Consider the following 19,919-nt stretch of genomic DNA (forward strand, 5'->3'; position numbering starts at 1 on the left):
GACAATGTCTATTTCAGCAAAAGATGTCGCCTCGCTCCGCAAGTCCACTGGAGCCGGCATGATGGACTGTAAAGAAGCACTCAAGGAATCCGGTGGAGACCTTGACGGTGCCTTGCAGTGGCTTGCCAAGAAAGGCGCAAAAGTCGCAGCCAAACGTGCTGACCGCGACGCAACAGAAGGAATCGTTGTCATCGTTGGTGATGACAAGAAAGCTCTCGCAATGGCGCTCAGCTGCGAAACTGACTTCGTGGCCAAGAACGAAGATTTCATTGCGTTCGCCAACACGCTCGCCAATCTGGCTCTCGAAAAAGGCGTCAAGTCGGCAGAAGAATTCGCGTCAGTCGAATTCGATGGCGCGACTGTCGCTGAAAAGCTTGTTGAGCGAACTGGCAAGATCGGTGAGAAGCTTGAAGTTTCAGACCTGCAAGTTGTCGAAGGCGATTCGATCGCTCAGTACATCCACGCCGGCAGCAAAATCGGTGTTCTTGTTTCGTACAAGGACGGTGGCAACAGCGAAGGATCTCAGTTCTTCCGCAGCATCGCGATGCATATCGCTGCGATGAGCCCAACTGCAATGTCGCCGGATGAGTTCGACATCGAAGAAGTCAAGAAAGCCACCGAAGCGTTGATCGGCCAGATCACTGTTGAAAACGAAGACCGCGAGCGTCTTGGCAAGCCTCTCAAGAACGTGCCTCAGTACGCCAGCCGTTTGCAGCTGACGCCTGAAGTTATGGCCAAAGTTGAAGAGGACATCAAAGAGCAACTCAAGACTGAAGGCAAGCCTGAGAAGATCTGGGACAAGATCGTACCAGGTAAAGTTGAACGCTTCATCGCCGACAACACGCTCTTCGACCAGGAACGATGCCTGATGAGTCAGTTCTTTGCGTTGGACGATTCGAAAACCGTTGAAGCAGCGGTCAAGGATTTCCACGACGACGCGAAAATCGTCGAATATCGCCGCGTTTCGGTTGGCTAACACGCCAATGATCCGAACCAAAGCCTTGGCCATTGTTGGCCAGGGCTTTTTTTGTGTCGCCAAAAATTGAAACCGCGGTGGATGGATTGCAGTACAACCGGTAGCCTGTGCTACGACTACTTCCCTAATGAAATTGCCAATGATCGAAGCCAAAAGTCTCGTCAAAACGTATGGTACGCTGACAGCGGTCGACAACCTGTCTCTCACGATCCACGAAGGCGAGACGATCGGTTTGCTGGGGCCAAACGGCGCCGGTAAGACAACGACGATCGGAATGCTGGTCGGATTAACGACGCCCGATTCTGGCGAAGTCGTGATCCACAAAGGAAACAACAGTCCGCAAATTGCTCCGACCGGTTCGCCAAACAACGTCTCGGTACGCGGTCGCATCGGAATCGCGCCGCAAGCTCTTTCGCTCTACGAAGAACTCTCTGCCGTCGAAAACCTTCGCTTCTTTGGATCGCTCTACGACCTTGCCGGAAAAGCTTTGAAAGACCGTGTAGAAACGGCGCTTGAGATCGCTGGCTTGGAAGATCGACGAAACGATCGAGTCTCGACTTTCTCCGGCGGGATGAAACGTCGACTGAATATTGCCGTCGCATTGATCCATGAACCCGAAGTCATCCTGCTGGATGAACCAACCGTCGGGGTCGATCCGCAATCGAGAAATCATATCTTCGAGCGGATCGAACAGATGCAGAAAAACGGCATGACCATTCTGTATACGACTCACTACATGGAAGAAGCCCAGCGACTTTGCGATCGCGTCGCGATCATGGATCATGGCAAAATTTTGGCAATCGACACCGTCGACGGTCTGTTGGAAAAGCACGGAACTCGGCCAGTCGTCTCTGCCACATTGCATCCACAGTCCTCACGTGCTGGTCTGCCGGCGGAACCTGATGGCGATTCGTTGCGGTTTGAATCCGACGATCCGATCACGGAAGTCAGTCGCCTGACTCAGTCCGGAATCCGTTTTCAGTCCCTGCAAATCGCGAACTCGGATCTCGAATCCGTATTTCTGACTCTGACCGGACGGCAACTCCGCGACAGACAATAGTCGAACCTGATTTCAATCGTCACCGACATTCGATTCACCTACCGACGGAACTCGTAAATGGCACAGATCTTCAGCATCGCATGGAAAGACCTGAAAGTTCTTTCTCGCGACCCACTCGGCATGTTTTTCATCGTTGGATTTCCCATTTTGATGGGGCTTTTCTTCGGCCTGATGATGGGCGGAATGGGCTCGGGCGGTTCAAGCTCAAAGATGAAAGTTGCCCTCGTCGACAACGACCAGACAGACCAATCCAAAAGGTTCATTGAGTTGCTGACTGCCAAAGGCAATGTCGAAATGTTGCCCGGCGAACTGGAACCGTCAAAAGAGATGGTTCGCAAAGGCAAAGCCGTCGGCGTGGTCGCATTGGAAGAAGGTTTTGGCGAACGGGTCGGGGTTTTCTGGGGCGAGCCCCCGGAAATTCAACTGGGAATGGATCCGTCGCGAGGGGCCGAGTCCGCGATGCTTCAGGGCTATATCATGCAAACCGTTGGGCAGATGATGGGCGACCGCTTCTCCGATCCGGCCGATTTTCGATCAACCATCGACAGTGCTCGCGACGAGGCAAAAGCCAATGAATCGATCAACCCAATCAATCGCCAACTGCTGTTGGGCTTCCTCGGAACCGTCGATTCGATGCTGGGATCGATGGAAGATCTGCAAACCAAACAGGAGGGCAGCGAGCAAGAGCAGGCGATGAGCCAGCCCGGATTCGAGTTCGCAAACGTCACGGAAATCGACATTACTCGGCAGGTTGACCCCAAAAGCCGCGAAGGTCAGATACGCAAGATTACTTCTCAGTGGGACATCAGCTTTCCACAAGCCATGCTGTGGGGAATTCTCGGATGCATCGCGGGATTTTCCGCTTCGATCGCTCGTGAGCAAACGACGGGAACGATGACGCGTTTGCAGGTGGCGCCGATCGCCAAAACAAAGATTCTCGCTGGCAAGGCATTGGCCTGCTTCTTCGCCGTCCTGTTTGTGATCGCGATGATGACCGTGCTGGGTTATTTCGTTGGCATGCGGCCCGGAAACATTCTCCACCTATGCGTGGCTGCCATTTCGGTTTCGATTTGCTTTGTCGGAATCATGATGACGCTTAGCCTGCTGGGGAAAACGGAACAATCAGTCAACGGGTTGGGCTGGATGGCCAACATGGTGATGGCGATGATTGGCGGTTGCATGATTCCAGTCATGTTCATGCCTGACTTCATCCAGAAAATCAGCTTTCTGAGCCCTGTTCGCTGGGCGATTTCGGCGATCGAAGGAGCGATTTGGCGGGACTTCACCTTCAGTGAAATGCTTCTGCCTTGTGGAGTCCTGATTGGCATTGGAGCGGTTGGAATGGTTGTCGGTTCCGCCATCCTCAGCCGTAGGTTGTCATAACAATTCTTTTGCTCGGCTTCCTCGTGAACCCGATATCAAAAGGACGATGGATTGGTCATAATCTTCACTTTGAAAACACAGACTTTCTGCCAGAAACATTATGCCCGCTCCTAAATTCAAACGCATTCTTCTGAAGCTTTCCGGTGAGAGCTTTTCACCCTCAGGCGAACGCGGGATCAGCATGGATGAGGTCGTGCACATTTCGCGTCAGGTTAGCGAAATCCAAAAACTTGGTTGCGAAATCGCAGTCGTCATCGGCGGCGGCAACATTCTTCGCGGAAGCCAGTTCAAGGCTACGACGGAAGTGGTCGAAGAAGCGACCGCGCATTACATGGGCATGTTGGCGACCGTGATCAACGGTTTGGCGCTGCATGATGCGTTCGAATCGATGGGCTGCGAAACGCGACTGATGAGCGCGATCAAGATGGACGGAGTTTGCGAGCCGTACATCCGCAGGCGTGCCGATCGGCATTTGCAAAAAGGACGCGTCGTCATTTTGGGTGCCGGAACGGGCAGTCCGTTCGTGACGACGGATACGGCCGCGGCGATGCGTGGCATGGAACTGGGTTGTGACATCGTGATGAAGGCGACTCGGGTCGACGGAGTTTACAGCGAAGATCCGGAAAAGAATCCTCACGCGATTCTGTATTCCGAGTTGAGTTTCCAAACCGCGGTCGAAAAAGGATTGCGGGTGATGGATTCGACAGCGATTTCGCACTGCATGGAACACAATCTGCCGCTGATGGTTTTCAATTTCCGCAAAGACGGAAACATCATGAAGGCTGTGATGGGCGAGAAAGTTGGAACGCTGGTCTCCAATGATGTCAAAGGTGCAGTGTAGCCGCTGATCGATGTCGACTTTGACTCTCTCGCTTGCGATTCATGCGGGCAATGAATGAATGATTCGTTTTCGCTCTTCGGCTTTGTGGGGTATTGTGGCTAAGCAAAAGTTTGCGACGTAGTTCTCAATTCTCCGGACGCTTTTCCCATGAGCGGTTTTGGCCAGTCCAACTCGCTACAATCCAAACTCTCGGTAACGTCGACGCGGTTTTGCAATTCCCGAACCGTGCTTCGACGAACGAATGGCTCAAATTTTTCCACCAGTCAGTTGCAAATAAGGCCAAAGTTGATAATCCTGTTGGTTGGCTTGGGAATATTGATACCGCCACTTATTTAATAGGATTTATAGATGTCTGAAAGCGAACAACCCGTCGAACAACAACCTGTTGAAACACCCGTTGGTGCTCCGGTCAAAAAGAAAGGCATCTCACTGCCGTTTCTCCTCATGGTGCCAATCCTTGCCGTTGGAGCCTATTTCGGTGTGAAGCAGATCATGTACATGTCGATGCTAAACGATATGAGCCAGGAAACGAACAAGCCAATCGAAATTGATCCGCGGACTCCGGAAGAACGGGGCCTCAACATCGACGCTGTCGGTGCTGCGGCGTCTCCAAAGACGTAGTCTGGTTGTCGGCAGAATCGTTCACGGCTCGACTCATTCGGGCCGGTCGATTGCGGCCATCCATGGTTAAGCGAGGGCAGATCGCGACGCTCGATATTCGATGCTGGTTGAGCTGGTTGAGCTGATTGGCTGCCCGAGCTCGATGCATAAAAAAACGCGGGCCAACCTGGACCCGCGTCATCGTCTTTAGTTCTATTTTGGCACTCGTGTACTATCGGCCGCCACGACCTCCGCCGCCGCCTCCGCCACCACGACCGCCTCCTCCTCCGCCGCCGCCACCGCGTCCTCCACCTCCGCCGCCGCGTGTTCCGCCGCCGCCTTGGTTTCCACCACGGGCTCGCATCATCTGGATGAAGTTGTTTCTGGCTTCAGCTTGCTGCTTCGCCTGAGCCGCTTGGGCTGCGGAATTGTCGTTGCCGGCCGTCTTCTTGGCCGCGGCACCGTCTTCGCCTTCAGTCGCCGGTTCCGCGTCGCTGCCGATGATTTCGATTTTGTCTTTCCCCAGCAAGTTTTGCAGCATTCTCGCCATCTCGGCACCGTTTGCGCCCTTCATGTCGTACTGCTTCATCATGCGAGGCTCTTCAACTTCCGGCTGGTCAAGTGCGGCGACCAGAGCCTCGACCTGGATGAAAATGAACTTCGGCCCCATGAACAACAAAGTACTGGTTTTTTCGTCGACCGACAGATAGCCACGTGGCTTGACTTCTTCAGCTTCGCCTCCGCCGCCGCCTTTGCCGCCCTTGGTCAGCTGCTGCATCATCTTCATCATGTTTGCAGCTTCATTGCCGCCACCGCCGCCCTGACTCGCTTCGGCATCCGAAAAGTAGACCGCCATCAGTGTTTCGATCTGCGTCTTCATGTCGTTAGGGTCACGATGTTGAACCAGAATGGAGTAGATTTGTCCCGCCGTTTCAGGATTGTGAGGTGGCGTTGAAATGTCGAACAATTCAACCGCCGCGTCAATCAACGCCAGATCCGCTGTTGTAGCGCCGGTAACCCAAAGATAGTTCAGTCTCCCATCGATACCGATTTGCACATCGCCTTCGAGCGTCGCCGAAACAGCATCACCGCCGCCACCGCCAAACAGTGCATCGACCATTCCACCGCCAGCGTCTCCCATCACGTTGTCAGCGATACCGCCGAGCAAACCAGCGCCTCCGCCTCCTCCGCCACCACCGATGCCGTACATGCTTTCGAGAAGCGACTTCATGTAGCTGGCTTGGCAATGCCGCAGCTGATAAACGGTAGGCTTGGCATTTTCAGCTTCCACATCCATAAGTTGGTCAATCAAAAACGCCGCATCGTCGCCCGCGTCCAGGTCATCGGACTCGATAATGATGCCAAACTCGGTTCCCCAGACTCGTACCGGAGCTCCAGGAATCGATTCAATTTGTTCTGGAAGTTGATAAGTGTCTTCTTTTTGGTTAATTGCGTCTCCGGGCGATGGTTCGTCCGGTGTCTGCAACATCGCGGTCGAAAGTCGCAGTGTTGCGGACGGGAACAAAGCAACGGCGACCTCAGTCAGGCGATCGCGAATTACCGAGCTCTGGTCACGCTTGGGCGGCAACTCGTTCTCACGCTGACGGAAAAGGCTGCTTTCGTCTGATTCCGGTGCCGATGGAGGTCGGACATCGAACAGGTTTTCCCGGCTCATCGTTGGCCAATAGTCAGGAAGTTCGCCCAAAATCCGGTCTCGGTTTCCCGCGTCCATTTTGATCACACGTCGTCGTGTTCGCAGACCATCGGTCACGGGAGCCGCGTTGCGATCCAGCTCCGCAATGATCTCTCTGGCTTCGGTAACCTGAGCTGGCGTACCACGCAACATGATGAAATCACGATCCGTGTTGGCCAACATGCTGACTTTGTCGCTCGCATTTTCGGCTGTTATCCCAAGAATCGTTTGACAGGCCAGCAGAATGTCGCCGGCGTCCCCATTGGTCAATTGCACTGTGGCGAAGCCACCACTGTTGGATTCCTGCAAGCCAAGATAGTTCTCTACGATTGCGTGATCAGCAGCTTTGCCCATCACCGTGATCTTTCCGGTTTCAGATCCCTGAATGACGCGAGCTCCGTTTCCTTCGTCGAACAGCAATCGGTCAATCACCTCGAAAGATTCCTTGCTGTCGCGAGGAACCAGATACTGTCGCAGCGTGATTGGATCTTCCGCCGACTCTTCTACCTTTTTGACTTCAACGTCAAAGATTGCGGCCGCCTGTTCGATATCGCGAATCATGGACGGCGTTCCGCGAATGACGATTCGTTGAGAACCTGGAGTCGGATCAACGATCAGAGTCAAAGTACCGTCGTCGTTGCGATAGTTTTCGTCCAGGCCATGGATGGCGCTAACCTGTTGCAGGAACAGGTCAGCGTTGATGTGTTTCAAATACAGATCCGAGTAAGTCGGCGTGCCACTCATTTTGGCGCGACTAATAATGTCCCGGATAAACCGCAGGTTCTCACCGGATTCGCGGACAAACAATTCATTCGTATCGGGGTAAGTTTCAAAGTAACGTTCGTTATACGACTGAACACGCTGCTTCACCTGGCTTTCGATATCGTCCAGGTTCAGGCCGGAGATATCGAACATCACTTGAAGCGGTTCGTACTTTCCGCGGCTGTCCAGCTGGGAAACGTCAATCGTCTCGACCAGTTCAGCAGGTAGTTCGCGACCGGCATCGACCAGATAGAGTTTGCTTCCGTTTCGAAGCAAAGTCTTCGGAGGATTGCTCAATCGAAGCTTATGGTTGATTTCGTCGATGGCTTCCACGGACGACAGCGGACGATCGCTTACGAGGCTGAAGCTGCCTTCCGGATATTGGTCGACTGGATCGAGGATAAAGCCCGTTTCGGTGGCGAACCATTCGATGACGGTCGGCCACGGAGCGTTTTTCCAGTTAAACTCGAGTCCTTCACTTTGCGTTACCGCTGATTTTTCCTGAAACGGAGAGGCGATAGCTGAAGGAGAAATCGAAACAGAAACGACAGCCGCGAGTGCGACCAAAACAAGCTGATTGGGTGAGACTTTCATATGACTCCGCATCCTTTGGATAGGTACCGTTACAGTCTAAGTTGCCGTTAACTGCTGTTCCAGCGAACTTGGTAGCGGCGAGGCGATTTGTGCGGACGCACTGCGATGATCGCCCGAACCTGAATATGCGGCCTGGGAGGCCAACCGGTTGCGGACGTACAACCTGCGGGACCAGAACACCCGGCCCTCTTCAGTATTCCGATACGGGAACTTAAACTCGTGTTTTACCCCCAAGTTTCGGATTTCCGCCCAGAAGCCAAAAATCTCCCTATGATCCTGCTGACACTGGAAACAACTTGTGACGAAACGGCTGCGGCTATCGTCAACGACAGTTTGAAAGTTCTGTCTGGCGTCGTCGCTTCCCAAGCAAAGCTGCACGAAATCTACAAAGGCGTCGTACCCGAAATCGCAGCCCGGGCTCACGTCGAACGGATCTTGCCCGTAATCGACGAAACGCTTAAGGCAGCTGATCTGACACTCGACGACATTGATGCGATCGCTGTCGCCAATACGCCTGGTCTTTCGGGCTCTTTGCTGGTCGGACTGACTGCGGCCAAAGCGTTATGCTTTGCCAAAGACATACCTTTGATCGCCGTGAACCACCTGCACGCACATGTGTACGCTTGCCAGTTCGCCAGCGAGACTCCGATCTATCCGTGCGTCGGACTGGTCGTCAGCGGAGGCCACACGCATCTATATCACTACGAAAGCGCCATCGAGAGCCGGTTTCTGGGTGGAACGATCGACGACGCCGCGGGAGAAGCTTTCGACAAAGTCGCCAGTATGTTGGGATTGCCGTACCCGGGTGGCCCGTCGATCTCGAAAGTCGCCGTCGACGGTGACAAAGATGCGATCAAGTTTCCGCGCAGCTTTTTGAAAGAGGATCGCATCGCGTTCAGCTTCAGCGGACTCAAGACCGCGGTCCGCTATGCGATCACGGGACCCGGGAAATTTGATCTGGACAATGTGTCGTTGACGCCAGAGCGAGTCGCCGACCTTGCGGCAAGTTTCCAACAAGCGGTGGTTGATTGTTTGGTCGCCAAAAGCGTTCAGGCGGTTGAACAGTGTGCCGCGAAAGACGCGCCACGAAGACTCTGTGTCGGCGGCGGTGTGGCAGCAAATCGTGTCTTTCGCGAACAGCTAAAACAACAGTGCGAGCTGAAGAATATTGAATTGCATTTTGCAGCCCTTGAGCATTGCACCGACAACGCGGTGATGGGCGCAATCGCGGTCGAGCGTTTCAAAGCTGGACTGTTTGAGGACATGAGTCTGGACATTTTGCCGGGCTTGATCCGCGAACCGAAGGCAGGGTAGGGCGTTGGCGAAGAAAGACAGCGACTCCCAGACGGAGTTCGACGCGCGCATTCGAATGACTTCGATGGAAACGTTCCACCTGCACAGCTCAAGTGGTCCGTGGCCGAACTGCGTTACCGCTCGTGTGCGATTCCGTGGGCCGATCGATGTCGCTGTGGCCAGGCAAGCGTGGCTTCATTGTGTGGCCCGACAAAGACATGCGGTTTGGCCGATTGAATCGCTGAACGGTTGGCCAAAATGGAGCACTGGGGACGCCGAGGAACGTCTGGGTGAACTTGCGGAAGCTTCTTTCCATGATGTCGAGTTTGACCGATTGCCGGATCGCGAAATCGATTTGGAACTGCCGTTCATGAATGATCGTGGCCTGCCGAAAGTCGAAGCGACTGATCGCGCAGGATTTGGACTGTGGTGCGTGCGCTGCAAATCAAATGATGACGTTACGCTTATCTTCGCCGCCGACCACGCACTCGCCGACGGTGCTGCAGCGATCACATTCATTCGCGATTGGATGCTGGTTTATCACAATCTGGTAGCCGAAAACGAAATTGATCGCGGGCTAGTGAAACTGGATTGGCAACGTTGGAAGTCTCGCAGCCACCTTGGGCTGTTTCGCTGGTCGTTCCTCAAGTTCCTGCCTTGCCAGGCGATCGGGCTGTTCGGAGCGACGAAGTTTATCTTCAGAAAGTTCTCCACGATCGAAGCTGCGGATTCGACGGTCTCGACATCTGAGACACGGTCTCCCGGAATTATTGGCAGTGACGTCTCGCCGCAATTGTTGGCCGAACTGAACGATCGAGCAGACCGTTTGGGGGTTTCTACGAACTCTTTGTTGATGACGGCGCTTTTTCGCGCGATGAAACGCGTCCGTAGTTCACTCGAATCGGGAACGTCGACGCGATCCTTTTGGTCAGAACGAAAATGGATTCGCCTGGTGTTGCCAATCAGCATCCGCGGTGTGGCGGACAGAAAGCTGCCGTGTGCGAATCGGGCCTCTCTGGTTCAAATCGAACGAACCTTCGAACAGGTGGCGAACGCGGATGCTGCCGCGCAGACGATCGACCGGGAGGTTCGGATCATCATGGGCTTCAAGCTGGATCACGTATTTCTGATCGCAATTCGCATGATCAGCGTCGTACCGGTCGCGTTGCGCTTCGTGGCTCGCAATCAGAAATCTCGCGGTACCGCGGTGTTTACAAACCTGGGAGAACCGTTTCGGAAAACGCGAGCCTGCAATTTCCGCGAAGTCGGAAACCTTGAGGTGAAGGACTACGATTTGTGTGGACCGGTGCGTTGCGGGACGCCCGTCAATTTTTCATGGAGCACGTTTCGCAAACGGGTCGGCTCCGAAATGCAGACGCATGGACGAATTTCACTACACTTCGATCGGGCGATCGTCGACGACCGAACTGCCGACATGATGCAGCAGGCTTTCGCGAAAGAACTTCAGGATGTCGCGCAGTTTGGCGGATCGACACGATAAAGCTCGTCGCCAGTTTCGCGTTCTGATATTACAATGCCCGTTTCCCGTTGTCGTGTCACTCATTTTTTCTGCTCATGTCCAACGAAGATTTTGACCTCGCCTCGCTCGCCGAGTTCCTGCACATCACTCCGGCTGAAGCCCGTAAAATGGCCGAACGAGGACGTGTTCCGGGAAAGAAAATTGCAGGACAGTGGCGCTTCTTCAGCGCTGAAATCCACTCGTGGTTCGAAGATCGGATCGGAGTCTCGGACGAGCAGGAATTGGCGGAAGTAGAGAAAGTTCTTGAGATTCAGTCCACGAAGCAGATCGTCGATGAGTTTCATATTCCGGACATGATGCCGGAGAGCCTGGTTTTCGTTCCGCTGTTGGCTCGGACGAAACCGAAAGTCATCCAATTGTTGTGCGACAGCGTCGCGGCCACGGGCTCGTTGTGGGATCCCGAGAAAATGGGCGACGCGATTCGCAAACGTGAAGACCTGCATCCGACCGCGCTTGAAAATGGTGTGGCGATGCTGCACCCTCGTCGGCCCATGACCAACATCATTGGCGAAGCATTTATCGGGCTTGGGGTAACAACCAACGGAATCGCGTTCGGTGGCCCTCGCGGAACATTGACCGATGTGTTTTTTCTGATCGGGTCGACCGATGAAGCCGTGCACCTTCGCGTCCTGGCGAGGCTAAGTCGGCTGATTCAGGAACCGGAGTTTTTGGACACGCTCCGATCGACCGACAATTCGTCCGATGCCCATCGTTGCATCATTGAGTTTGACGAACGCCTGGATTGACGTGCTGAAGTCCAAGCCGATACACTGACGTCGCGTCTTTCCATGACTCGCGGGCGGGATCCACACGATGAGCACGCTACAGATTCTAATTTCGGGCGACTATTGGCACGGCGACTTTCGCGAACCGTTCTCCAAACTCGAAATCCCCGCCACGATGGTGCCGCTTGAACGCATCAAATCCGTTGAGGGACAGGCCTTCAATCTGATCGTTCTGGCTCAGTCCCGAAGGGATCAGATGTCGCAGACCGCGATCGATTCTCTGCGAACGCAATTTCCGGAAGTCCCAATCGTCGTGCTGCTCGGTTCATGGTGCGAAGGCGAAAACCGGTCTGGCACTCCGCTGATTGGAGTCAGCCAAACGATGTGGCATCAATGGGAGAGTCGATTTGAGCGGTTTTGCGTTCAGGTGAGTGACGGCGTCCGATCCGATTGGCACCAACCGTTGACGGCTTCTGTTTCTGATCGAGTGCGAGACTTTTCGCCAGACGGGGCGATCGTGGAAAAGTTAATCGGGAAAATGGTTGTGGTCAGTTCTGAAGACCGGACAACGGCGGAAACGATTTCCGAGATGTTGAAAACGTATCAATGTGATTCGCTCTGGGCGGAGGCCGAAACTGACCTGATCGATTCGGCGGACGTTGATGCGATTTGCATCGATGCCAATGGCGTCTCGAGCGAGCTTAAGAACAGAATCTCGAATTTCAAAGACCGCTTTGAAGACACCCCGGTTGTCGTCGCGATGAACTTTCCTCGGCAGCAGGACATGAACTTACTGTCGCAACTCGGCGTTCAGGAAATCGTTTCGAAGCCCTACACGCATAACGAATTCTTACAGTCACTGTTGCGAGCGCTGGACGCTTCGACAGGCTTCGCGGTTCCCAAACCGTCGATATTGTCTCGCAACAGGATGTCACGGCGCTAGCGCGGGCGGCGTTTCAGTTGTCCGGTCGAAACCGATGGGCTGAAACGGCAAAACGAATGCGATGACGAACACACGTCGCACACATGTTCGCACCGTTGCCTATCCATCGACCGTCGAATCACCCAGGACTTCTCCGGAATACTTGGCGATCCGCTCGTAAACTTTCTTGGCGGCATCTTCAGGGATCCCGACCTCCTCCAGCGTTTCGATCAGCAGTTCGGTGAATCGGGTCAAATGCTGGCGTTCAATCCCACGTCCACGATGAACTTCGGCCAGCGAAGTCATCTTTTTCGGTTCTTCGCCACCGAGTGCGATGGTGAAGAAAGCGACCTGCATCTTTTGCAGTTTCTCGATTTCGACGTTGGCGAAAAATGGCGACAGGATTGGATCGGAAAGAACTCGTTGATAGAAAGCCGTCACCATTTTCTCGATGCTGGGACGTCCGCCGATTTGATCAAAAAGTGTATCCATTCTATTTCCTGCAGTGGGTTGCGATCGCATGACAAAATTGCTGGGAGACTGTGTCTCAAAGTCTAATCAATTTCAAGCAATCGTTGTGCCGGGCTGAAAACAGCGTTTTTGAACGAGGAGAAGGCGTGCCGATGTGCGATTCCGCTCGATCTCTGTCGAGTCCGACCAAGGCCCGCCGAAACAACCTGTGGCTGAGTTGGTGTGCCAGATGTCGCACCGATGGCCGCGAAAAAAAGACCGCAGAGCCAAACACTCTACGGTCTTTTTGAGAGGCGTCGGCGGGATTCGAACCCGCGATGGTGGATTTGCAATCCACTGCCTTAGCCACTTGGCCACGACGCCAGATACTGCATACGGTAGTGTTAATTTGGATACCGTCAAGTAGTCTGGGTGGGCTTCACCGATCAGACAGACTTTGAGGATTGCCCTCTGTTACAACCGTCGCTGAAGTAATCTTCGGAACCCTCGAATCGCTTCTTGAAGGTCGCTACCGGAAAGATCCATTTTGCCAGCAAATAGTTCGCGCCGCAGACACGAGCCAGCAAATGATAGGAGCCTTGCGTTCGAGGTCAACTGTCCAGAATCGAGCAGCTTCGGCGACGTCGGACCGCCACAATTCCAGCAAGGCTGCACAGGACGAGTCCACCTGAGGGCTCCGGAACGCCTGTTCCGACTTGGAATTGAAACACAGCGTCACTTGCCATGCTGGACTGATCGTCGAAGTCGCTGCCGATGGAATTCGCGATCAGGCGATAGTTTCCGGCGGCCAACGTGCCTTCAAAATAGTGGTCGCCGAACGTGTTAATGCTGTGGAGGTTCGTTCCGATATCGGTATGTCTGAGGGTGAACGTCGATTCCGCGTCGCCAAACTGGTTGCTGATTTGCAGATCGAAAACGTAGTCTGTTGGAACGTCGACAGTAAACTCCAGAGTCATTTCGGCTCGCATGTCCGCGAACGCCGACCCATCACCAAAGCTCGTTGCTTCGCCAGCGATTTCGCCCAAATAGTTGACGTCCAACAGTTCAGACGCCCATTCGATGTCAACCGCATGATCGTACGAGCCTGTTGCACTTGCCGTTCCAGCTATCGATCCGTTGTCGAACATCTCAATCCCGCTGTGCGAGAAGTTGTATGCGAACGGCGCGGTCAATCCCTCTTCGACAGCTGGCGTCTCTCGCAAGCGGTTGCTTCGTGGCCCAACGCCGGACAACACATCAAAAAATGCGCGGCTGGTGCGACTGGTCACAACAATGTCGGCTGTCGCATAACACGCGTGCGAGCTGAAGATCCCGAAGATTGCTGCGGACAGCAGCAGGTATGCGATGGCTTTCATCTGAGTTCTCAACTTTTGGATAAAGGAGCCCATGAACCACGAAAAGATCGTTTGGTCCGTATCGCTCAGAAACCGTTAGCGGAAACTTTCAGACGAGGATTTGACTTTAAAGTTCAAAACTTATTGGCAATCAATTCGCGTCGGACATAAGGGCGACCTCGCAAACGCGCACACGGAAGGCTAAGCAGAAAGAGCCAGAATTGGTTCGCACCGTTCGCCGCAAGCTCAAGCTTCGGGACTGCGGTACTTTTTGCCCTGCCAGGTATCCCGTTTCTCGAACTCAGCTTTGACGGCTCGAAGGACCGCCGGTTTGTCCAGGCACCATTGAGGACCGATAAAGAAACTTCCGGGAGCCTCGCCGCTAATTCGTTCAACGACCATCGTCGGAGGCAGCAATTCAAGAAAGTCCACCAGCGTGGAAATGTACTCGTCCAACTCCATCAGCGTCACTTCGCCGTTTCGAACCTGAGTCGCCAGCGGAGTATTTTCTACGGCGTACAGGTTATGAATTTTGACGGCGTCCAGACCCGAATCGGCGACTTCGCGAGCTGTTTCCATCATGTCGTCGTGCGTTTCGCCCGGGAGCCCCAGCATGATGTGGCCGCAGATCTCAAAGCCGCGTCCAACGCTACGTTCCATCGCGTCGAGGAATGACTCGTGCGTATCGCCGCGGTTCATCCATTGCAATGACTTGTCATGAATCGTCTGTAGTCCGTATTCGATCGTCAGTGGAACTTTCGCCCCAAGCTCCTCCAGCAAATCCAGCACATCGTTCGGCACGCAGTCTTGCCGCGTCCCAATCGCCAGGGCGAGGACTTCCGGATGCGAGATGGCTTTTTCGAACAGTGGCCTTAGCTCTTCAACTGGAGCGTAAGTGTTCGTCGCCGGCTGAAAATAGGCCATAAAGTTTTTGCATTTGTAACGTCGCTTGATCCGCGAAATGCCATCGTCGATCTGATCAAGAATGTCCTGCCGAGGAAGCCGACGGCTGGGGCTGAAGCTACGGTTGTCGCAAAAAGTACATCCACCGATGGCAACGGTTCCATCGACATTGGGACACGTGAAACCGGCGTCAACGCTTACCCGCTGGACGCGAAAACCGAACACCTGTTTTAGATAGAAGCTGTATCCAAAATAGTGTAGACCCGCAGCACGCCAATCAAACTGGCTGCGATCGTGCGGCCAACTGGACGGTGGAGGGACTGAAATATTTGACGATTCGTTAGTCACGGCCTAAACTGTCTCGGCAGAAAGAGTTCGAATTTCGTTTCCGAATTCGTGTGAATCGCCCGATTCTACGACGAAGTCGCACTACCGAAAGCCCTTCCTTCACAACTTTCCACACCATTGTTTGAAATCATGTTTGGCGAACTCGTACCAATTGGCGGCGGCGACCCGATTCCTTTGATGAAAAAGCGACTACGTATCGGTCGTCGCGAGGGTTGCGATATCATTCTCAGTTTCGGAAATGTGTCCGGCCATCATGCATTGATGGAAATTGATGAGGGATATTGGTTTATCCGTGATCTTCGCAGCCGCAATGGCGTAAAGGTCGACGGGAAACGGATCACTCAGGGCGTGCGAAAGCGTCTGGATCCGAATTGCAAGGTCACTGTGGCGAAGCACGAGTTTGAATTGGAATACGATCCAATGTCGCTCGGCGCGTACGGAACGCCTCCGCAAGACGAGGTTGTCGATGACTTCTTCCGAGAGTCTTTGCTCGATCGAGCGGGACTGAATCGGCGAGATTCGTCCGAAAAGAAAAAGTAACGATTTGAAAAGCAGTCTCTCCCGAGACTGCTTTTTTTATTGCTTCAGCTCCGAGACGTTCGCAGTCCGGTCCACGAAGGAGGCTCTGAGCTCATACGAAAGCCAGCCCTTCAAGGCAGTTCCCGTTTTCGGTCATCCGTCGTTCTGCATGGCAAACCAATCGGTCGCGGATTCTGCAACCCGATCTTCTTTCGTTTCTCGCGACGTGCGTTCGATCAGTTTTTGCAATCGCTTCGTCACCATCGAACTGCTGATCAGATCGTGCTCCTGCAAGCCCATCGCTTTCAACAGATCAATCATCTGCGGCGGCACCATGGTTTGCACCAGCACATCGTCGAGCGCTAAAAAATAGCCCAGCTCAACTTTCGCCGGCAGCGAACTGGCAAACTCGACCACCAAGTCATCCCTGGGCCCAAAGGGATGACGTTCGACGACCATCATCGCAACACGAAGCTCAGACTCAAACGGCGACTCAGGATCCAGCACCAACGGTTCGGCCAAATCGGCGAGCAACAGTCGCACCTGATCTCCCGCCGCATTGGCGTGGTCGCGAAACCAGTCAATCGTAACGGGCTCGGTTTCCACGAAGTAGTCAAGACCGTGTTCTTCGAGCATCGACTGGGCATCGGTGAACGTTTCCAGAAAGTGCGCCACCAACCAAACGGACTTGCCCATCGATTGCTGCAGACGAATCGATGCCGCAATCGATTTCCACAATGCGGGACGTGTCATCGCGAATGAATCCGGATGCTTTACGAGCCGTCTGCCAAACAGAAAACGAATAACTGACTTCATCGGCAACCAAAGTGAGGGACTTGTCGTTGCTATACTCTATGCAAAGACGCTTCATCGATTTTGACAGGATGACCATGATTTACAAGATTGGCTTTGCAGTTCTCACATGCGTGATTGCTGCGACATGGCTGGGGCCTCAATCTTTCGCTGCAGCAGACGACTTGCCTGAGCGAAACATCGTCTTCTTCATCACCGACGACGAAAGCCCGACGCTCGGCTGCTACGGAGATTCGGTTGCCATCACGCCCAACGTGGACGCTCTGGCAAAAGACGGCGTGTTGTTTCGAAACGCGTTCGCGACGACAGCCAGTTGCAGCGCCAGCCGATCGGTGGTGATGACCGGATTGCACAATCACAAAAATGGACTCTACGGGCACACGCACGACTTTCATAAATTCAACGCCTACCACAACGTCATTTCGCTGTCTCTGCCGCGAGTGCTGGCCAATGAAGGCTATCGAACGGCGCAGATTGGAAAGTATCACGTCGCGCCAGAAGCCGTTTTCAGATTCGAGAAAACGTTTGGCGAGGTGAACCAACGAAATCCGGTTTTGATGGCCGAAAGGTGTCGTGAGTTCATCAACAACCGAGACGATCAGCGGCCTTTCTTTTTGTATTTTGGAACGTCGGATCCGCATCGCAGTGGCGGCATCGACAAAAATTCAACCTTGGAGCTCAAGCCCAATCTGTTTGGCAATCGACCGGCGCAAAAATCTCACAAAGGCATCGACGAGAAATTCTTCGATCCACAAGCGGTTCCAGTTCCAGACTTCCTGACCGACACGGCGGAGACGCGTGAAGAACTGGCTCAATACTATCAATCCTGCTCGCGGATCGACCAGGGTTTGGGGAAACTGGTTGAAATCCTCAAAGAAGCCGGAGTCTATGACAAAACCTTGATTGTTTTCACGTCTGATCACGGCATGGCCTTCGCCGGCGGTAAGACAACAGTCTACGAAACGGGGCTACATGTTCCGTTCGTCGTCCGCAATCCGTATGACAAACGTCGCGGATTCGAAACCGACGCCATGATCAGCCACGTCGACATCACACCGTCGTTACTTGATTTTGCTGGCGGGCTGGATAGCAAAACAAACGGTCCAAAGAAGTGGATCGACCCAGACAAATTTTGGAAAGAGCAGAGGCTCTTCGGTCGTGACAATCGCAGTGGAAGAAACAAGTTCAAATCCTATCAGGGTAAGTCCTGGATGCCTGTTTTGGCAGGCGAGGCATCGCAACACCATCAGGCGATCTTCGCTTCGCATACCTTTCACGAGATCACGATGTACTATCCGATGCGTGTCGTGCGTGACAAAAAGTTCAAGCTGATCTGGAACATCGCTCACGGACTCGACTATCCCTTCGCGACCGATTTGTGGGTTGCGTCGAGTTGGCAGGCTCAGTTTCGCAAAGGTCCGGACGCGATGTATGGTTTGAAAACCGTCGACCAATACATCCATCGTCCAAAATTTGAGTTGTACGACATGGAGAACGATCCTGGCGAATCGACCAACCTTGCGGATTCACCACAGCATGCCAGCGTGTTGAAGGAGTATCAACTCAAGCTGAAATCGATGCAGAAGGAACTGGAAGATCCCTGGATCATGAAGTGGGACTACGAGTAGGTCCGTTACCACACTGGGCAGGACTTAAAATGCTCGCGCTGGGTTACAATGCCGATTCAAACCACACACAGAGTCTGGCACAAAGTAGCCCATGCATCATCGTCTTGAGAACGACAAAAACCACATCAGGCAGCTGCTTGAAAAAGTGACCGAACAAAGTGCCGCCTATGTTGCGTCGCTCGACAATCGTCCAACAAGTATCGACATCGACGCTCCAGACAATTCGCTGGATCTGCCGCAGGACGGAGTCGGTGCCGCAGCGACGTTGGCGTTGTTCAATCAACGTTTTGAGCCACACATGGTTGCGTCATCAGGACCGCGGTATTGGGGTTTCGTTATCGGCGGAACGACTCCGGCCAGTTTGATCGGAGACTGGCTCGCATCGGCATACGATCAGAATACGCAGACGATTGACGGGCAAGGCGATGTGTCGGCGCGCGTCGAACTGGAGACCATAAATCTTCTGCTGGACCTGTTTCATCTTCCTCGTGACGTTTTTCTGGGTGGCTTCGTGACGGGTGCGACGATGAGCAACTTCACGTGCCTCGGCGTGGCACGGCAATGGTACGGGCACCAACTGGGACGCGATTTTGCCAAAGACGGTGTCAACCAAACGCTCAACATTCTTTCTGCGACACCGCATTCTTCTGCCATCAAAGCGTTGTCCATGCTGGGGATCGGCAGTCGAAACATCATTCAGGTTGAGTCTTTGCCAGAGGACCGCGAAGCGATGGATGTGGCTGATCTACGCCGAAAGTTAAATCGCCTCGATGGCCAACCGGGCGTCGTCATTGCCAGCGCGGGGACCGTCAACACGGTAGACTTCGATGACTTCATGGCGATCCATCAGCTGAAGTCTGAATTCAGTTTCTGGCTGCACGTCGACGCGGCGTTTGGCGGATTCGCGGCATGTTCTGACAACCATCGCCATCTGCTTGACGGATGGGAACACGCGGACAGCATCACCATCGACTGTCACAAGTGGCTCAACGTCCCCTACGACAGTGCAGTGTTTCTTGTGCGTCAGCAGCACCGCAACCATCAGGTTGCGACGTTTCAAAATTCGAATGCGGCGTACCTTGGCGATCCCATGCAGCAGTTCAACTATCTGAATCTGCTTCCTGAAAACTCACGTCGATTTCGTGCTTTGCCGGCATGGTTCTCATTGCAAGCCTACGGTTCCGACGGATATCAGGAGATCGTCCATCGATGCATCGAACTTGCCCAGCACCTGTCGGATCAGATCGAACGCAGCGAACATTTTCGACTGATCGGACCAACGCGACTGAACAATCTTTGCTTTACCTTGAAAGCGAATTTCGAATCGGATGAAGCTTTCGAATCTGGCGTCACTAAATTTCTGGACGAACTCAACTCAACCGGCAAAGTATTCATGACTCCGACTCGGCTTGGCGGAATCTCCGGCATTCGATGCTCGCTGGTCAATTGGACGACCGACAAGAAAGATGTGGATCTGGTGTTTGAGCTTATGTGCTCAATCGCTGGCGGCTGAA

General features: G+C 53.7%; 17 protein-coding genes and 1 tRNA gene. 12 read left to right on the forward strand and 6 right to left on the reverse strand.

Annotation, left to right across the window (positions count from 1 at the left end):
• The first annotated feature begins 4 nt into the window (after positions 1-4).
• From tsf to MFFC18_RS12540, 5 genes are all read left to right on the forward strand, one after another.
• Positions 5-976, forward strand: coding sequence for a translation elongation factor Ts (tsf, locus tag MFFC18_RS12520; protein WP_075084272.1), 972 nt, complete (start codon positions 5-7; stop codon positions 974-976).
• Between the two features lie 139 nt (positions 977-1,115).
• Complete coding sequence (locus MFFC18_RS12525; protein WP_075084333.1) at positions 1,116-2,036, forward strand: ABC transporter ATP-binding protein; 921 nt, start codon at positions 1,116-1,118, stop codon at positions 2,034-2,036.
• A 57-nt stretch (positions 2,037-2,093) separates the two neighbouring features.
• On the forward strand, positions 2,094-3,419 hold the full coding sequence (locus MFFC18_RS12530; protein WP_075084273.1) for an ABC transporter permease: 1,326 nt from the start codon (positions 2,094-2,096) through the stop codon (positions 3,417-3,419).
• 100 nt (positions 3,420-3,519) lie between these two features.
• Entirely contained in the window at positions 3,520-4,260 is a 741-nt protein-coding gene (gene pyrH, locus MFFC18_RS12535) for a UMP kinase (RefSeq protein WP_075084274.1), read from the forward strand.
• A 348-nt stretch (positions 4,261-4,608) separates the two neighbouring features.
• Complete coding sequence (locus MFFC18_RS12540) at positions 4,609-4,881, forward strand: hypothetical protein (protein ID WP_075084275.1); 273 nt, start codon at positions 4,609-4,611, stop codon at positions 4,879-4,881.
• A 211-nt stretch (positions 4,882-5,092) separates the two neighbouring features.
• Here the strand turns inward: MFFC18_RS12540 and MFFC18_RS24955 are convergent, their stop codons facing one another.
• A complete protein-coding gene (locus MFFC18_RS24955; protein ID WP_075084276.1) occupies positions 5,093-7,909 on the reverse strand; it encodes a secretin N-terminal domain-containing protein in 2,817 nt (938 codons plus the stop codon).
• A gap of 270 nt (positions 7,910-8,179) precedes the next feature.
• Between MFFC18_RS24955 and tsaD the strand changes: the two genes are divergently transcribed.
• The 4 genes from tsaD (at position 8,180) to MFFC18_RS12565 (ending at position 12,410) form a co-directional block, all read left to right on the forward strand.
• Positions 8,180-9,223: a tRNA (adenosine(37)-N6)-threonylcarbamoyltransferase complex transferase subunit TsaD gene (gene tsaD, locus MFFC18_RS12550; protein ID WP_075084277.1), complete on the forward strand. Its 1,044-nt coding sequence runs from the start codon at positions 8,180-8,182 to the stop codon at positions 9,221-9,223.
• A gap of 4 nt (positions 9,224-9,227) precedes the next feature.
• Positions 9,228-10,703 carry a hypothetical protein gene (locus tag MFFC18_RS12555; RefSeq protein WP_075084278.1) on the forward strand — a complete coding sequence of 492 codons (1,476 nt, stop codon included), beginning with the start codon at positions 9,228-9,230 and terminating at the stop codon, positions 10,701-10,703.
• A gap of 74 nt (positions 10,704-10,777) precedes the next feature.
• The gene (locus MFFC18_RS12560; RefSeq protein WP_075084279.1) at positions 10,778-11,488 is read left to right on the forward strand and encodes a PTS sugar transporter subunit IIA; all 711 of its coding nucleotides are present in this window, start codon (positions 10,778-10,780) and stop codon (positions 11,486-11,488) included.
• Between the two features lie 67 nt (positions 11,489-11,555).
• Positions 11,556-12,410: a hypothetical protein gene (locus MFFC18_RS12565; RefSeq protein ID WP_075084280.1), complete on the forward strand. Its 855-nt coding sequence runs from the start codon at positions 11,556-11,558 to the stop codon at positions 12,408-12,410.
• A gap of 99 nt (positions 12,411-12,509) precedes the next feature.
• Here the strand turns inward: MFFC18_RS12565 and MFFC18_RS12570 are convergent, their stop codons facing one another.
• From MFFC18_RS12570 to MFFC18_RS12585, 4 genes are all read right to left on the reverse strand, one after another.
• Entirely contained in the window at positions 12,510-12,881 is a 372-nt protein-coding gene (locus tag MFFC18_RS12570; RefSeq protein WP_075084281.1) for a group I truncated hemoglobin, read from the reverse strand.
• Between the two features lie 270 nt (positions 12,882-13,151).
• Positions 13,152-13,223: transfer RNA gene (locus tag MFFC18_RS12575), tRNA-Cys, on the reverse strand.
• 227 nt (positions 13,224-13,450) lie between these two features.
• Positions 13,451-14,215 (reverse strand): PEP-CTERM sorting domain-containing protein, encoded by a 765-nt coding sequence (locus MFFC18_RS12580; protein ID WP_148618849.1) that lies wholly within the window; start codon positions 14,213-14,215, stop codon positions 13,451-13,453.
• Between the two features lie 225 nt (positions 14,216-14,440).
• Positions 14,441-15,445, reverse strand: a complete 1,005-nt coding sequence (locus MFFC18_RS12585; protein ID WP_084417081.1) for a TIGR01212 family radical SAM protein — start codon at positions 15,443-15,445, stop codon at positions 14,441-14,443.
• A 129-nt stretch (positions 15,446-15,574) separates the two neighbouring features.
• On the opposite strand from MFFC18_RS12585, the gene MFFC18_RS12590 reads away from it, so the two are divergent.
• Complete coding sequence (locus tag MFFC18_RS12590; RefSeq protein ID WP_075084283.1) at positions 15,575-15,985, forward strand: FHA domain-containing protein; 411 nt, start codon at positions 15,575-15,577, stop codon at positions 15,983-15,985.
• Positions 15,986-16,117: 132 nt separating this feature from the next.
• On the opposite strand, the gene MFFC18_RS12595 is transcribed toward MFFC18_RS12590, so the two are convergent.
• The gene (locus tag MFFC18_RS12595; protein ID WP_148618850.1) at positions 16,118-16,780 is read right to left on the reverse strand and encodes a hypothetical protein; all 663 of its coding nucleotides are present in this window, start codon (positions 16,778-16,780) and stop codon (positions 16,118-16,120) included.
• 74 nt (positions 16,781-16,854) lie between these two features.
• Between MFFC18_RS12595 and MFFC18_RS12600 the strand changes: the two genes are divergently transcribed.
• Both MFFC18_RS12600 and MFFC18_RS12605 read left to right on the forward strand, forming a co-directional pair.
• Positions 16,855-18,405: a sulfatase family protein gene (locus tag MFFC18_RS12600; RefSeq protein ID WP_075084335.1), complete on the forward strand. Its 1,551-nt coding sequence runs from the start codon at positions 16,855-16,857 to the stop codon at positions 18,403-18,405.
• A 91-nt stretch (positions 18,406-18,496) separates the two neighbouring features.
• The gene (locus tag MFFC18_RS12605) at positions 18,497-19,918 is read left to right on the forward strand and encodes a pyridoxal phosphate-dependent decarboxylase family protein (protein ID WP_075084285.1); all 1,422 of its coding nucleotides are present in this window, start codon (positions 18,497-18,499) and stop codon (positions 19,916-19,918) included.
• Position 19,919 lies beyond the last annotated feature (1 nt).

Origin of the sequence: Mariniblastus fucicola, from assembly GCF_008087665.1 — a bacterium.
Taxonomy (GTDB): domain Bacteria; phylum Planctomycetota; class Planctomycetia; order Pirellulales; family Pirellulaceae; genus Mariniblastus; species Mariniblastus fucicola.

Coding starts and splice junctions, on each gene's coding strand:
- tsf (WP_075084272.1), top strand. CDS start 5: ATGTCTATTTCAGCAAAAGATGTCGCCTCGCTCCGCAAGTCCACTGGA.
- MFFC18_RS12525 (WP_075084333.1), top strand. CDS start 1,116: ATGATCGAAGCCAAAAGTCTCGTCAAAACGTATGGTACGCTGACAGCG.
- MFFC18_RS12530 (WP_075084273.1), top strand. CDS start 2,094: ATGGCACAGATCTTCAGCATCGCATGGAAAGACCTGAAAGTTCTTTCT.
- pyrH (WP_075084274.1), top strand. CDS start 3,520: ATGCCCGCTCCTAAATTCAAACGCATTCTTCTGAAGCTTTCCGGTGAG.
- MFFC18_RS12540 (WP_075084275.1), top strand. CDS start 4,609: ATGTCTGAAAGCGAACAACCCGTCGAACAACAACCTGTTGAAACACCC.
- MFFC18_RS24955 (WP_075084276.1), bottom strand. CDS start 7,909: ATGAAAGTCTCACCCAATCAGCTTGTTTTGGTCGCACTCGCGGCTGTC.
- tsaD (WP_075084277.1), top strand. CDS start 8,180: ATGATCCTGCTGACACTGGAAACAACTTGTGACGAAACGGCTGCGGCT.
- MFFC18_RS12560 (WP_075084279.1), top strand. CDS start 10,778: ATGTCCAACGAAGATTTTGACCTCGCCTCGCTCGCCGAGTTCCTGCAC.
- MFFC18_RS12565 (WP_075084280.1), top strand. CDS start 11,556: ATGAGCACGCTACAGATTCTAATTTCGGGCGACTATTGGCACGGCGAC.
- MFFC18_RS12570 (WP_075084281.1), bottom strand. CDS start 12,881: ATGGATACACTTTTTGATCAAATCGGCGGACGTCCCAGCATCGAGAAA.
- MFFC18_RS12580 (WP_148618849.1), bottom strand. CDS start 14,215: ATGAAAGCCATCGCATACCTGCTGCTGTCCGCAGCAATCTTCGGGATC.
- MFFC18_RS12590 (WP_075084283.1), top strand. CDS start 15,575: ATGTTTGGCGAACTCGTACCAATTGGCGGCGGCGACCCGATTCCTTTG.
- MFFC18_RS12595 (WP_148618850.1), bottom strand. CDS start 16,780: ATGAAGTCAGTTATTCGTTTTCTGTTTGGCAGACGGCTCGTAAAGCAT.
- MFFC18_RS12600 (WP_075084335.1), top strand. CDS start 16,855: ATGATTTACAAGATTGGCTTTGCAGTTCTCACATGCGTGATTGCTGCG.
- MFFC18_RS12605 (WP_075084285.1), top strand. CDS start 18,497: ATGCATCATCGTCTTGAGAACGACAAAAACCACATCAGGCAGCTGCTT.